Origin of the sequence: Massilibacteroides sp., from assembly GCF_028705895.1 — a bacterium.
Lineage (GTDB): Bacteria > Bacteroidota > Bacteroidia > Bacteroidales > Tannerellaceae > Massilibacteroides.
Genome location: NZ_JAQWCQ010000035.1, coordinates 1 through 14,439, shown reverse-complemented (window position 1 = coordinate 14,439; position 14,439 = coordinate 1). Strand labels below are relative to the sequence as shown.

8 protein-coding genes are annotated in these 14,439 nt (G+C 41.5%); all 8 read left to right on the top strand.

The genetic code is table 11. The features are described 5' to 3' along the window. The first annotated feature begins 4 nt into the window (after positions 1–4). The 8 genes from PHT93_RS09855 to PHT93_RS09820 all read left to right on the top strand — a co-directional run bounded on the left by PHT93_RS09855 (position 5) and on the right by PHT93_RS09820 (position 14,292). Positions 5–1,876 carry a beta-L-arabinofuranosidase domain-containing protein gene (locus tag PHT93_RS09855; protein WP_300242318.1) on the top strand — a complete coding sequence of 624 codons (1,872 nt, stop codon included), beginning with the start codon at positions 5–7 and terminating at the stop codon, positions 1,874–1,876. Positions 1,877–1,889: 13 nt separating this feature from the next. Continuing rightward, complete coding sequence (locus PHT93_RS09850) at positions 1,890–4,346, top strand: beta-L-arabinofuranosidase domain-containing protein (RefSeq protein WP_300242316.1); 2,457 nt, start codon at positions 1,890–1,892, stop codon at positions 4,344–4,346. 10 nt (positions 4,347–4,356) lie between these two features. Continuing rightward, on the top strand, positions 4,357–5,943 hold the full coding sequence (locus PHT93_RS09845) for an amylo-alpha-1,6-glucosidase (RefSeq protein ID WP_300242314.1): 1,587 nt from the start codon (positions 4,357–4,359) through the stop codon (positions 5,941–5,943). A gap of 92 nt (positions 5,944–6,035) precedes the next feature. Then, a complete protein-coding gene (locus tag PHT93_RS09840) occupies positions 6,036–6,989 on the top strand; it encodes a hypothetical protein (protein WP_300242312.1) in 954 nt (317 codons plus the stop codon). 8 nt (positions 6,990–6,997) lie between these two features. Continuing rightward, positions 6,998–8,125, top strand: a complete 1,128-nt coding sequence (locus PHT93_RS09835) for a glycosylase (protein ID WP_300242310.1) — start codon at positions 6,998–7,000, stop codon at positions 8,123–8,125. Between the two features lie 75 nt (positions 8,126–8,200). Further along, positions 8,201–10,198, top strand: coding sequence for a beta-L-arabinofuranosidase domain-containing protein (locus PHT93_RS09830; RefSeq protein ID WP_300242363.1), 1,998 nt, complete (start codon positions 8,201–8,203; stop codon positions 10,196–10,198). Positions 10,199–10,397: 199 nt separating this feature from the next. Continuing rightward, positions 10,398–13,061: a transglutaminase domain-containing protein gene (locus PHT93_RS09825; RefSeq protein ID WP_300242307.1), complete on the top strand. Its 2,664-nt coding sequence runs from the start codon at positions 10,398–10,400 to the stop codon at positions 13,059–13,061. A 10-nt stretch (positions 13,062–13,071) separates the two neighbouring features. Beyond that, positions 13,072–14,292, top strand: a complete 1,221-nt coding sequence (locus PHT93_RS09820; protein WP_300242304.1) for a pitrilysin family protein — start codon at positions 13,072–13,074, stop codon at positions 14,290–14,292. Positions 14,293–14,439 lie beyond the last annotated feature (147 nt).

Below are 14,439 nucleotides of genomic sequence, written 5' to 3'. Positions count from 1 at the left end.
AATAATGAGAAATAGACATGTAATTATTTTTATTTTATCCTGTGCAGCCTTTATTGGCTGCCAGGATTTAAAGGAGAAAAAGGAACAACCTTTTAAGATGATAGAACAGGTTGATTTCTCCCATGTGAAGATACAGGATGATTTCTGGACACCCAGATTGAAAAGCCATTCAATTGCAACATTGCCTGTTTGTATTGATCAGATAGAAAATCAGACCGGCAGAATTCAGAATTATGAAAATGCAGCACATAAAACAGGTAAGCATTCCGGCATTTATTTTGACGATTCTGACGTTTATAAAGCCTTAGAGGGTATTGCTTATTCACTTATTAATAATCCGGATCCGGCTTTAGAAGCAAAAGCGGATGAATGGATCGATAAAATTGCAGCTGCGCAAGAACCTGATGGATATATTAATACGTATTATACGCTTACGGGGCTTGATCAACGTTGGACAAATATGCATATGCATGAAATGTATTGTACCGGACATATGATCGAAGCTGCTGTGGCCTATTATCATGCAACGGGAAAACGCAAATTGCTGGATGTTTCGATAAAGATGACGGAACACATGATGTCTGTTTTCGGACCAGATAAACGGCATTGGGTTCCCGGGCATCAGGAAATAGAATTAGCTCTCGTAAAATTATATAATGAGACACAGGATGAACGTTATCTTGATTTTTCCAATTGGTTGATTGAAGAGCGTGGACACGGATATGGTATAGGATGGAATAATGAACCATGGGAGCCAGCTTACTGTCAGGATGATAAACCAGTACGTGAAATGACGGATATTGCCGGTCATGCTGTACGTGCGATGTATTTGTATTGTGGAATGGCTGATGTGGCAGCCCTCAAAAATGATACAGGATATATTGAGGCATTGCATCGCTTATGGGATGATGTTGTTTTAAGGAAGATGTACATTACCGGTGGAATCGGTTCTTCCCGGCATAATGAAGGATTTACCGAACCCTATGATCTGCCGAACTATGATGCCTATTGTGAAACCTGTGCTTCTGTCGGAATGGTTTATTGGAACTCACGCATGAATCAATTTACAGGTGATAGTAAATACATCGATGTACTTGAGCGTTCAATGTATAATGGTGCTTTAGCCGGAGTATCACTGAAAGGAGATCGTTTCTTTTATGTGAATCCTTTGGCTTCCAAAGGAGATCATCACCGGAAAGAATGGTATGGTTGTGCTTGTTGCCCAAGTCAGATATCCCGCTTTTTGCCTTCCGTAGGGAGCTATATTTACGGTGTATCAAATAACGCTGTTTGGGTGAATTTATATATTGGTAATGAAACTACGTTTAGTGTAGGTAAGAAAGACATAACTTTGAAATTGGAGACAAAATACCCTTGGGAAGGTAATGTTAAATTGACGGTGAAATCGTTATCCTCACCATTAAAAAGAGAGATAAGATTGCGCGTCCCTGGATGGTGTGATTCTTATAACGTTAAAATAAACGGTCAATCTGTGAATAAGCCTGTGACGGAAAAAGGTTATGTTGTTCTCAATAAGAAATGGAAAGAAGGAGATCTGATAGAATTAGCATTTGATATGTCGGTACAAGTAGTTGCTGCTGATCCTCGGGTTAAGGAAGACGAAGGAAAACGAGCTGTTCAACGTGGTCCGCTTGTTTATTGTGCAGAAGAGGTAGATAATACTGATTCTTTTGAAAAGATGACAATTTCTTCAAAAACATCTTTTACTTCAGCTTATATTCCTGCAATGCTTAATGGAATTGTCTCTATCAGTACTATAGAATCAGGGAAAAATATAACTTTGATTCCTTATTACGCCTGGGATAATAGAAGGCCAGGAGAAATGAAAGTCTGGATTGACTATGTAGAAAACTAACTTATATAATATCATGATTAAACAGCTCGCGACAATAGTCACTGTATCTTTTTCTATTTTGAGTATTCAGGCGCAGGAAATCCTGAATCCGGTTGTTTTTAATGAGGTTACTTTAGAGGATAATTTCTGGCTTCCGCGGTTGCAGGTTCAGAAGAGGGTGTTGGTGCCTTTTGCTTTGGAGAAGACGAAGCCGGCGGTAGAGAATCTGCAGAAGACGGCCAACTTCCTGAAAGGGATACCGGATGATCTTCCTTTTCCACATCGTTTTGTGTCTTCGGATCTTTATAAAGTGATGGAAGGGGCGGCTTATCTGTTGGAGTTGGAACGTGATCCGGCTTTGGAAAAGGAGATGGATCGTATTATTGATATTATTGCTGAGGCGCAACAGAAAGATGGCTATAATTATGAATCTCATATTACGGGAGTTTCAAAAGGTCATGAGAATGAAATGGGGGCTACTCCTTATTCTTTTGTGGTGCATAGTCATGAGTTGTATAATATGGGACATATGTATGAAGGGGCGATCGCTTATTATCAGGCTACCGGAAAAGATAAATGGCTGAAGGTGGCTGAGGCGAATGCACGTCATATTAATAAGGTTTTCTTTGAGGGGGATCCGAATTATAATAACGGGAGACCGGTGAATCAGGCACCGGGGCATGAGGAAATTGAGCTCGCGGTGGTGAAAATGTTTCGCGTGACGGGAGACAGCTTGTATCTGCAGATGTCTAAAAAGTTCTTGGATATACGTGGGGTGACTTATCGTCCGGAGGGAACGGGGGTGATGTCGCCTGAATATGCACAACAGCATCTGCCTGTTCGTGAGCAAACGAAAGCGGTGGGTCATGCTGTGCGTGCGACTTATCTTTATTCCGGCATGGCCGATGTGAGTGTGTATATGCACGATCCTTCGTTGCGTCCGGCATTGGATAGTATCTGGCATAATATTGTAGATACCCGTATGCATATAACCGGAGGATTGGGGGCTGTACATGGGATTGAAGGTTTTGGACCGGAATATGAACTTCCTAATCTGGAAGCGTTTGATGAAACCTGTGCTGCCGTTGGAAACGTGTTTTTTAATCATCGGATGTTTTTGATGGAACGGGATGGAAAGTATATGGACGTGGCGGAAGTGGCGTTGCTGAATAATGTATTGGCAGGTGTTAATCTGGAAGGGAATAAGTTCTTTTATCTGAATCCGTTGGAGGCAGACGGGATAAAGCCGTTCAATCACGGTTTGCGTGGTCGGTCTCCCTGGTTTGGAACGGCTTGTTGTCCGTCTAATCTGGCTCGTTTGATCCCTCAGGTACCGAGTTTGATGTATGCAACCATGCAAGACGAAATCTATTGTTCTTTTTATGCCGGAAGCAGTACGACTTTGGAACTTAAATCAGGAAAAGTTCAGTTGAAGCAAACGACCGAATATCCCTTTAGCGAACAGATCCATTGGGTAGTTACACCTGATCAAAACGGGCAAAAATTCGTAATGAAGTTCCGAATCCCTACATGGACGGGCAAGCAATTTGTGCCCGGTGAATTGTATTCTTATATTGATTCTCAACCATCCGGATGGAGCTTGTCAGTCAATGGAAAGAAGGTGAATGTTGATTTGACCAAAGGATTTGCTTCGATTGACCGGACATGGAAGAAAGGAGATGTGGTGGAATTGTATTTGCCGATGCCATTGAGATTTTCAAAAGCGATAGATCAGGTGGAGGCGGACAGAGGTCGAGTAAGTCTGACAAAAGGGCCCTTGGTTTATTGTGCGGAAGGAATAGATAATGCGGATCGTTTACCCAATGTGTTTATCAAAGGAACTCCTTCTGCGGAAAATAGTTTGAATAGTCAGTTGAATAATATACCACAGATTAAGATAGCAGCCTGGGAGAAAACAGCCGATGAAAACAAGGAAATCGGATTGACATTACTTCCGTATTATGCCTGGGATAATCGAGGGGATGGCAGTATGATGGTTTGGTTTCCGGAGTCTGATCAGGTACAGCCGTTTGTTGACAGAACGTTGACAATGCATGGTAAGTTTAAGAATTTGGAAGCATCTTATACAAACAAGGGTGATCATCTGGCAGCAGTTGCAGACAATCAGGTACCTACTCTTTCTGCCGACGGAAAGTTATATCGATGGACAAGCTGGGGAGAACAGGGAAAAAATCAGTGGATTGCCGTTACATTAGATAAGCCAACCGATATACAAAGTGTTTCTGTGTTTTGGACAGATGACAACCGTGGAGTCAGAATCCCTAAAGAATGGTCGCTCGAATACGATAATCAGGGACAATGGATTGCCTTTCCGTTGTATGTAACCGATGCCTACAACACCTTTAAAGACCAGTTCAATATGGTGCACCCCGGTAAACAAATTCTGACGACGAAAATTCGTTTGCTGATGAAACCACAGACAGAAAAAGCAGTCGGTGTTTTTGAAATAAATATTGATGAAGTAAAATAGACGTAATTTTATGAAATATACTACTTTAACTATTCTGTTGTTGATGTTAGCGTCAATAACGGAAGCCCAGATATTGTCTAAAGAAAGATACAAACAGTATATAGATCGGTTCAATTCAAATGACTACGAGTTATATCGGTTAGGAGAATTTCCAAATGAGAAAGCATGGGATTTTCTGGCGGAAAATATTCCGTTTTTGGATTGTCCGGATAAGCAGTTAGAAGAAACGTATTATTTCCGTTGGTGGACTTACCGTAAACATATTCGTAATACTCCCGAAGGATACATCATTACAGAGTTTCTTCCTGATGTCAGATGGGCAGGGCAGTATAATTCTATTTGCTGTCCCGCAGCACATCATTTCATGGAAGGGCGTTGGTTGAAAGATCCGCAATACCTGAAAAACTATGCCTGTTTCTGGTTTAATGGAAAATCCAGCCCTCGATCGTATTCGTTTTGGGCGGCAGACGCGATTGCGAATTTTTGTAAAGTACATCCGGATGATGCTCTACTGAAAGAGTTATTTCCTTTATTAGAACAAAACTATGCTTCCTGGGAGGCCGAACGACTCGATGAAAGCGGTCTGTTTTGGCAATATGACAATCGCGACGGTATGGAAGTGTCTGTTTCCGGCTCGTATGCTGATCCATATGGACATGGGTATCGTGCAACAATCAATAGCTATATGTATGCCGATGCGAATGCGTTGGAGAAAATAGCAAAGAAAATAGGGAATAAAGCGAAAGAAGTTCTGTATAAAGAAAAGGCAGAACAGATTAAACACTCGATTAATTCCCGTTTATGGGATGAAAAGGCCAAGTTTTTTAAAGTCATACCCAAAGGCCGGGATATGAGTTTCTCTGATGTAAGAGAAGAGCATGGTTATACGCCTTGGTATTTTAATATTCCACCGGAGAATTATTCTGTGGCATGGAAATATATAATGGATTCGAATCATTTTTTTGCGCCTTATGGTATAACGACAGCAGAACAATGTCATCCGTTGTTTACTGTTTCTTACGAAGGACATGAATGTCGTTGGGATGGACCCGCATGGCCTTTCTCTACTTCCGTCACCTTAACGGCAATGGCCAATCTTCTGAATAATTATTCACAGGATGTGGTATCAAAGGAAGATTATTGGATACTTTTATCTCAGTATAGCAGTTCTCAGCGAAGAGTTTTAGACGATGGAAAGGTGATACCTTGGATTGATGAGAATCTGAATCCTTATACGGGAGATTGGATCTCACGCACAAGACTGCTGAACTATAATGGTGTTCAATGGCCGAAAGACAAAGGAGGCGAGGAGCGAGGGAAGGACTATAACCATTCAACATTTAATGATTTGGTAATCTCCGGGTTGATAGGTATTCGTCCGTCGGAAGATGATATGCTGATAATAAATCCACTTGTTCCAGATAAGTCGTGGGAGTATTTCTGTCTGGATTATTTGTTTTATAAAGGGCGAACAATCACGGTTTGTTATGACAGGACAGGAGAGCGTTACCACAAAGAAAAAGGCTTTGCAGTCTATGTGGATGGCAAGCGAGTACACCAGTCGGAATGCCCTGAAAAAGTTACAATAAACTTATAAAAAACGTTAGGGGACTAAGCCCTTTAAGAAAATTCCCTGGTATGTTAATTCTAACAATGAGCCATTTTAAATAAAATAATATTATGAGAAATATGAGAAATTTTAAAGTCACTTCGTTTATTCTTTTAATGATAACTTTTACTATTCCGGCATATCTTACTGGGCAAGAAAAAGGTTCATGGAGAAAATATGAAAGTCCGGTTTTAGGAGGAGGTGATCTTGGAACTATCTTTGATATTTCAGTTTTAAAAGAAGATGGAATATATAAAATGTATTGTTCCTGGCGACCTAAAAAGAGTCTGGCTCTTTCAACCAGTACAGATGGTATAAATTGGAGTAGTCCTGAAATAATATTAGCTCCTAATTCTAAAACATATTGGGAAGAAGAAGTGAACCGTCCTATTGTTGTCAAAAAAGGAAACATATATCATATGTGGTACACAGGACAAGCGCAATCAAAATATTCCTGGATAGGATATGCAACCAGCATTGATGGTATAAACTTTAAACGGATGAGTGACAAGCCCGTTATATCCGCAGAAGAAGAGTGGGAAAAAGTTGCTGTTATGTGCCCTCATGTGATTTGGGACGAAAAAGAGAATCTGTTTAAAATGTGGTATTCAGGGGGTGACCAGTATGAGCCTGACGCGATTGGTTATGCTACCAGCCCTGACGGACTTAATTGGACAAAACAAAAAACTCCGGTGTTCGATGCTGACCCTGATAATGTTTGGGAGCAGCATAAAGTTACTGCATGCCAAGTCGTTAAAAGAGAGAATGATTATCTCATGTTCTATATCGGATTCCGTAATCTTCATTATGCTCAAATAGGTATGGCTCGTTCCAAAAATGGGATTGATAGATGGGAGAGGTATTCAGGGAATCCGATTATTGCACCAACACCCGGAAAATGGGATGCGGACGCTTGTTATAAACCTTATGCCATACAAGAAAAAGACAGATGGATATTATGGTATAATGGAAGAAATAAAACGTTGGAACAGATTGGTGTCGCTTTCTATAACAAACATACATTGGATTTTTGAAATTAAATATGAAAATGAAATTTAAAAACTTTCCAGCGCCAACATTTCTACTCGCGTCGCTACTTGTCTTTAGTTCTTGCTGTCAGCCTAAAGAACAAACAAAAGATGCGTTTATTAGTCATGCCATTATGAACGGGGTGTATGAAAAGGTGAAGACACCTTATAAGTATGGCTTGATAATGGTACCGGAGGATAAGGGTAAGATGGTCGATAGTCCGAGTGTTTTCAGGCAGGGTGATTTGTGGTACATGATCTATATCGTATTCGATGGAAAGGGCTATGAAACGATGTTGGCCACCAGTGCTGATCTTCTATCCTGGAAGACGAAAGGGAAGCTGCTTTCTTTTACGGAAAATACCTGGGATGCCAATCAGAAGGCGGGCTATATTGCCTTGCAGGATTATGAATGGGGGGGCTCATACGAAGTAAATAAGTATGATAACAAATATTGGATGTCCTATCTGGGAGGTGCGACGGAAGGTTACGAAGTGGGAATGTTAGGCGTTGGCGTTGCATATACAACGAATTTGACTCTGCCGGTTGAATGGCAGAGACCTGAACGTCCGGTTATGTTACCTACGGATGAGGATGCTCGTTGGTATGAAACGGAAACGATCTATAAAAGTTCGGTTATTTATGACAAAGATAAAACATTAGGAGCCCCTTTTGTCATGTTTTACAATGCTAAGAACAACGATGCGGAAATTCCCGGACAGGCAAGAGCTGAGCGGATCGGTCTGGCTGTGTCGGATAATATGCTGAACTGGAAGAGATACCGTGACGAACCGGTTATTGATCATGGAAGTGGAATCAGCGGTGATGCCTATATTACGAAGATGGATGATCTCTGGGTGATGTTTTACTTTGGAGCGGGCTGGAGACCAAAAGCGTTTGATAGGTTTGCCTGTTCCTATGATCTGGTGAACTGGACACTTTGGGCGGGAGAAGATCTAATCACTCCCTCCGAATCGTATGATATGCAGTACGCTCATAAACCTTGTGTGATTAATTATAATGGGATTGTTTATCATTTCTACTGTGCGGTGAGCCGGGAGAATGGGGAAGAACAGCGGACTATTGCTTTGGCAACATCGAAAGATTTAGGTAAAAGTACATTGGAATTTCCGGGAGAGTAAGTATAAATTATCAAATAACATAAATATATCATGAAACGAATCACATTAGTATTTGTATCACTATTTGTAACAACTATGTTCGCTATGGCCATGCCTCCTTCTGAGGGAAACCTTAGTGGTAATTATCTGAACAATCGGGCTCCTTTGCTGACAAAGCCTTATGTTGAACTCCCTATTGGTGCGATTAAGCCCGAAGGATGGCTGGAGGAACAGCTTTTGCGTATGGCTACGGGAATGACCGGACATTTAGACTCGGTTTATGTAGCGGTGATGGGGCCGCGTAACGGATGGCTCGGTGGTGATGGTGATGTCTGGGAGAGAGGGCCTTATTGGATTGACGGATTATTGCCCTTGGCTTATATTCTGAATGACAAGGCACTTATTGATAAGGTGCAGCCATGGATTGAATGGGCATTAGCTTCGCAGAAACCAAATGGTTACTTCGGGCCTGATACGGATCGTCCGAATGAGCCGGGATTACAGCGCGGAAATTCATATGACTGGTGGCCCAAAATGGTGATGCTGAAAGTTATGCAACAATACTATTCGGCAACGGGTGACGAACGTGTAATTTCTTTCCTGACCAATTATTTTAAGTATCAGTTGCAGGAATTGCCTAAAACTCCACTTGGAAACTGGACTTTCTGGGGTGAACAGCGTGGTGGCGATAACTTGTTGGTGGTGTATTGGCTCTATAACATTACAGGGGAAGAATTTCTGCTGGAATTGGGAGAGTTGATTCATAAACAGACATTGAATTGGACGGATATTTTCCTGAATCAGGATCACCTGAAGCGTCAACATAGTCTTCATTGTGTGAATCTGGCGCAAGGTTTTAAAGAACCGGTGATCTATTATCAACAGAACAAAGACGCGAAGCAGATTCAGGCCGTGAAAAAGGCGGTTACCGATATGCGGAATACGATTGCATTTCCGACAGGTTTATGGGCGGGCGATGAATTGCTCCGCTTTGGAAACCCGAATCTCGGTTCGGAACTTTGTACGGCTGTTGAGATGATGTATTCATTAGAAAAAATGCTCGAAATCACCGGAGATGTACAATGGGCTGATCATCTGGAACGCATTGCTTATAACGTTCTGCCTACTCAAATAACAGACGATTTCTCGGCTCGCCAGTATTATCATCAGATCAATCAGATAGCGATAAGCCGGAGTTGGCGTGATTTCGTGACCCCTCACGAGGATACGGATAATTTACATGGGGTACTGACCGGATATCCCTGTTGTACGTCGAATATGCATCAAGGTTGGCCAAAATTAGTACAGAACCTTTGGTATGCTACGGCCGATAATGGAGTGGCAGCACTGGTTTATGCACCATCGAATGCTACAATAAAAGTCGCAAACGGAACAGAGGTTCAACTAAAAGAAGAAACAGCCTATCCTTTTGAAGAAACGATAAACTTCACGATCCGTTTTGTCGATAAAAAGGTCAAGAAGACGTTCTTTCCCTTTCATTTGCGTGTGCCGGCATGGTGTAAACAACCTGTTGTCCGTTTGAATGGAGAAGTAATACCCGCAGACGTATATCGGGGTGAAATCGTACGAATTAACCGCGAATGGCAGCAAGGAGATAAACTCACGCTCGAATTGCCTATGCATATAGAGGCGTCGTACTGGTTTGACCATGGGGCGGTCATAGAAAGAGGTCCGCTGATCTATTCGCTTAAGATGGAAGAAAAATGGGCGAAGAAGTCTATGGAAGCAGAGAAAATAAAAAATTACGGATCATGGTATTACGAAGTAACCTCCGGTTCTCCTTGGAATTATGCTCTTACCTCTCGTCAACTAAAACCGGAAGCAATAGACGAACATTTTAAGGTAGAGAAATCATCAATAATTTCGCGATATCCCTGGACATTAGAGGATGCTCCCATCAAGATTATCGGCAAAGGACGGCAGATACCTTCCTGGACAATGTACCGCGGATCGGCCGGTTCTGTTCCTTTCTTTACGCAACAAGGCCCGGATACTTTGCCTGAAGAAACTATTGAATTAATTCCATTTGGTTGTACTACTTTAAGAATAACAGAATTCCCGGTCAGGAATTAAGTTTTGCATGCCTACGATATTTAAATTTCTCTCCTATATTTTTTCCTATTGATGGCGGTCAAAAGAAAAAATATAGGAGACTTAACTAAAATTTATTAGAACTTCAGTAATACAAAGACTATACAGAACTGTTTATTAGATTATATGTATCTTTGCTGCTTATATTGTAAATACCATTCACTTAGATTCATATATAAGCATGAAGAAAACGATTCTATACTCATTATTATCTTCCGTTATTTTATTGAGTTGTGCTAAAAAAGAGCAGCACTTTATTACTGATAGTGCATTCAGGGCTAAGGTAGAGACAGACTTTAACGCTAAGAAGGCTGCTTTTTCCAACAATGATCTTTTTTCTGTTTTCCATACAGAAATGACTCCTCAGGAAAAGGAAGCGCTTACTTTTCTATACGCCTATATGCCGATAGGTGATGTGACCGACTATGACGGTGACTTATATTTACGAAGCGTACGTACTACTTTTATGGCAAAGCAGGAGATGCCTTGGGGAGATAGCATTCCTGAAGAGATATTCCGACATTTTGTATTGCCTGTACGCATAAATAATGAAAATCTGGATGAGAGCCGGATGGTTTTCTATGACGAGTTAAAAGATCGTGTAAAGGGACTGTCTTTATACGATGCTGTGCTTGAGGTAAATCATTGGTGTCATGAAAAAGTAATTTATACGCCTTCAGACGCGCGAACCAGTTCTCCGTTGGCTTCTGTGAAAACAGCTTACGGGCGTTGTGGGGAGGAATCTACTTTCACAACTGCTGCTTTACGCGCAGTCGGTATTCCTGCTCGTCAGGTTTATACTCCACGTTGGGCTCATACAGACGATAACCATGCTTGGGTAGAGGCTTGGGTAAATGGAAAATGGTATTTTTTAGGTGCTTGCGAGCCGGAGCCAATATTGAATCTGGGTTGGTTTAACGGTCCTGCTTATCGCGGTATGTTGATGCATACAAAAGTATTCGGTCATTACACCGGGCCGGAAGAAGTGATGCAGGTGACTGATGCCTATACCGAAGTGAATGTAATCAATAATTATGCTCCGACGGCAAAAACGATTGTGCGTGTTGTAGATAAGGACGACAGACCTGTAGCCGGTGCACTGGTTGAGTTTAAAATATATAATTATGCTGAGTTTAACAGTGTAGCGCGTAAAACCACAGATGCAGAAGGGAAAACTTTTCTTTCAGCAGGGAAAGGCGATATGCTTGCCTGGGCTTCAAAGGATGGACAGTTCGGATTTCATAAAATCTCTTTTGGGAAAGACGAACAGATCACGATTACTTTAGATAAAAAACCTGGCGATGCTGTCCCGACTATTGATTTGGACGTTGTGCCGCCTGTTGACGGAGCTATTCCGGCAGAGGTAACAGAAGAGCAAAAGGCCGAGAATGCAAAGCGTTTACTTGAAGAAGATGAAATCCGTAATGCCTATGTGGCAACATTCTATACAGAAGAGAAGGCCGAAGCGTTGGCAAAGGAATTAGGAATTGATGCGGAGAAAACAGAAAACTTCCTGATTGGCAGTCGCGGTAATTGGAAAGAAATAGAGACATTCCTTCGTGAGACTCCTGCTGAAGAGAGAAACAAGGCTTTGGATCTTTTGCGTGTAGTTTCCGCTAAAGACCTTCGTGATACACCCGCAAGTGTTTTGCGCGATCATTTACAACATAGTATTATGGATAATCAGGACTTGTTTGCTGATTATGTGCTGAATCCTCGTGTGGCGAATGAATTGATTACTGCCTACAAAGGCTTTTTCCAACAGGAAATAGATGCATCTTTAGCAAAAGAAGCTAAGGAAGATCCTATGGTGTTGGTGGATTGGGTGAAGAAAAATATTACAGTAAATGATGCGTTGAATCCGCAGAGCATTCCGGTTATGCCGATAGGGGTATGGAAAGGGCGCGTTGCAGATGTTCAATCCCGTACTATTTTCTTTATCTCGTTGGCGAGAAGTCTGGGCATTCCTGCCCGTATTGAACCGGTGGCACGAAAGATCCAATTTAACAAAGATGGCAACTGGGTGGATGTTGACTTTGATGCAGCCGAACAGGTAGTCGCTCTTCAGGGGAAAGTTGTAGCAACTTACAAACCCATTAAAGCGTTGGAAAATCCCAAATACTATAGTCATTTCACTATTTCTAAAATACGACCTGACGGAACATTGCAGACGCTTAATTTCCGGGGTAATGCGAATGTGGATATGGGACTTGGTAATACTTGGGCCGGCATTTTAAAGCAGCCGCTTTCCTTAGATGAAGGAAACTATGTGCTTGTATCGGGTACGCGAATGGCAAATGGCAGTGTGTTATCCCGAATGACTTTCTTTACGATAGAAGCGGGAAAGACAATACAGACGGAATTAGTGATGCGTGAAAGCGAAGATGAAGTGCAGGTGATCGGAAGTATGGATGCAGAAGGTAAATTTAAACGTGCTGATAATGGCGAAGAAGTAAGTATCCTTACAACAACAGGACGTGGCTATTTTATTGTCGGTATTTTAGGCGCTCGTCAGGAGCCGACCAATCATGCAATGCGAGATATTGCTCATCTCGCTAACGATTTCAACAAATGGGGGCGTAGCATGGTGCTTCTTTTCAAAGATGAACAAGGATGGAAGAACTTCGACACAAAAGAGTTTGGCACATTGCCTGAAACGATTACTTACGGCATTGATTCCAACCAAACAATCACCAATATGTTAATGAAAGGAGCAAACCTACCGAATAGCAATACTCTGCCTGTATTTGTTATTGCCGATACATTCGGACGTATCGTGTTCGTATCACAGGGATATACGATTGGACTTGGAGAACAGATGATGAAAGTGATACATAAGCTATAAGTATAAACCTATGAGTTATTCAAGCTATGTGCTGTCCAACGGACTGCGCATTGTGCATTTGCCTACAGACTCGCCCGTATCTTATTGTGGTTATGCTATAAATGCAGGAACACGCGATGAAGCGGAAAATGAATTCGGACTGGCGCATTTTGTAGAACATATGCTGTTTAAAGGAACAGGAAAGAGAAAATCCTGGCATATCCTTAACCGGATGGAGAACGTAGGTGGCGAACTAAACGCCTACACTACAAAAGAAGAGACATTTGTCTATTCTGTTTTTATGGAAGAACATTATAACAGGGCATTCGAGTTGTTGACCGATCTGGTCTTCAACTCTCAGTTCCCTATGTCAGAGATAGAAAAAGAGGTGGACGTTATCTTGGATGAAATAAACTCCTATAAGGATAGTCCTTCGGAGTTGATCTACGATGAATTCGAGAATTTCCTGTTTAATGGACATACACTTGGGCATAATATATTAGGAGACGAAACATCGCTGCTTTCTTTCAACTCAGAATCCGGAAAATCATTTATTCGCAGATACTATGTGCCTTCCAATATGGTGTTTTTCTCCATGGGGCGTAAACCATTACATAAGATTATAAAAATGGCTGAATCCACCCTGTCTGAATTAACTTTTCCCGAGTTTACACACGAAAGAAAAGCTCCGGATTTAATAGTCCCCTTTACACGCAGAGAAGCTCAGGAGACCCATCAGACCCATGTTCTTATTGGAGGAAAAGCATATGATATGTACGATCCCAAACGTATCCCCCTGTTTTTGCTCAATAATATTATAGGAGGTCCCGGCATGAATAACCGTTTGAATGTCTCCCTGCGCGAAAAGAACGGATTAGCTTATACGGTTGATTCGAGCATCACAAACTATACGGATACAGGATTGGCTGCCATCTATTTTGGAACAGACCCTAAAAACGCAAAAAAAGCATCTTCATTAGTTTACAAAGAACTAAAGAAGATACGAGAAGTAAAACTGACAGACAATCAACTCACAGCCGCAAAAAAGCAAATTGTAGGTCAGCTAAGTGTTTCCGGAGACAACAAAGAAGGTCTCTTTCTCGGTCTCGGAAAAAGCTTCCTCCACTACAACCGCTACGACACCTTACAGGAAGCTATTACAAAGATAGAAAGCATAACAGCCTCACAACTTCTTGAAGTCGCAAACGAAGTTTTTACAGAGGAGAATCTTTCCACATTAATATATGAATAAAATTTATTCATATTAGTATGTATTTAAGTTTCGCAAGTTCAACTTGCCAGTTTTAATTTGTAAATATCAAAAACATGCTTGATCTCTTCAGACCTGTTTATAATAGCATCATAGATATCCTCGTCTGTCAATCCGAAGAGGTTGGCT

What these genes read in the sequence shown, in the direction of transcription:
- PHT93_RS09855 (WP_300242318.1), top strand. Translation starts at nt 5, where the DNA reads ATGAGAAATAGACATGTAATTATTTTTATTTTATCCTGTGCAGCCTTT.
- PHT93_RS09850 (WP_300242316.1), top strand. Translation starts at nt 1,890, where the DNA reads ATGATTAAACAGCTCGCGACAATAGTCACTGTATCTTTTTCTATTTTG.
- PHT93_RS09845 (WP_300242314.1), top strand. Translation starts at nt 4,357, where the DNA reads ATGAAATATACTACTTTAACTATTCTGTTGTTGATGTTAGCGTCAATA.
- PHT93_RS09840 (WP_300242312.1), top strand. Translation starts at nt 6,036, where the DNA reads ATGAGAAATTTTAAAGTCACTTCGTTTATTCTTTTAATGATAACTTTT.
- PHT93_RS09835 (WP_300242310.1), top strand. Translation starts at nt 6,998, where the DNA reads ATGAAAATGAAATTTAAAAACTTTCCAGCGCCAACATTTCTACTCGCG.
- PHT93_RS09830 (WP_300242363.1), top strand. Translation starts at nt 8,201, where the DNA reads ATGTTCGCTATGGCCATGCCTCCTTCTGAGGGAAACCTTAGTGGTAAT.
- PHT93_RS09825 (WP_300242307.1), top strand. Translation starts at nt 10,398, where the DNA reads ATGAAGAAAACGATTCTATACTCATTATTATCTTCCGTTATTTTATTG.
- PHT93_RS09820 (WP_300242304.1), top strand. Translation starts at nt 13,072, where the DNA reads ATGAGTTATTCAAGCTATGTGCTGTCCAACGGACTGCGCATTGTGCAT.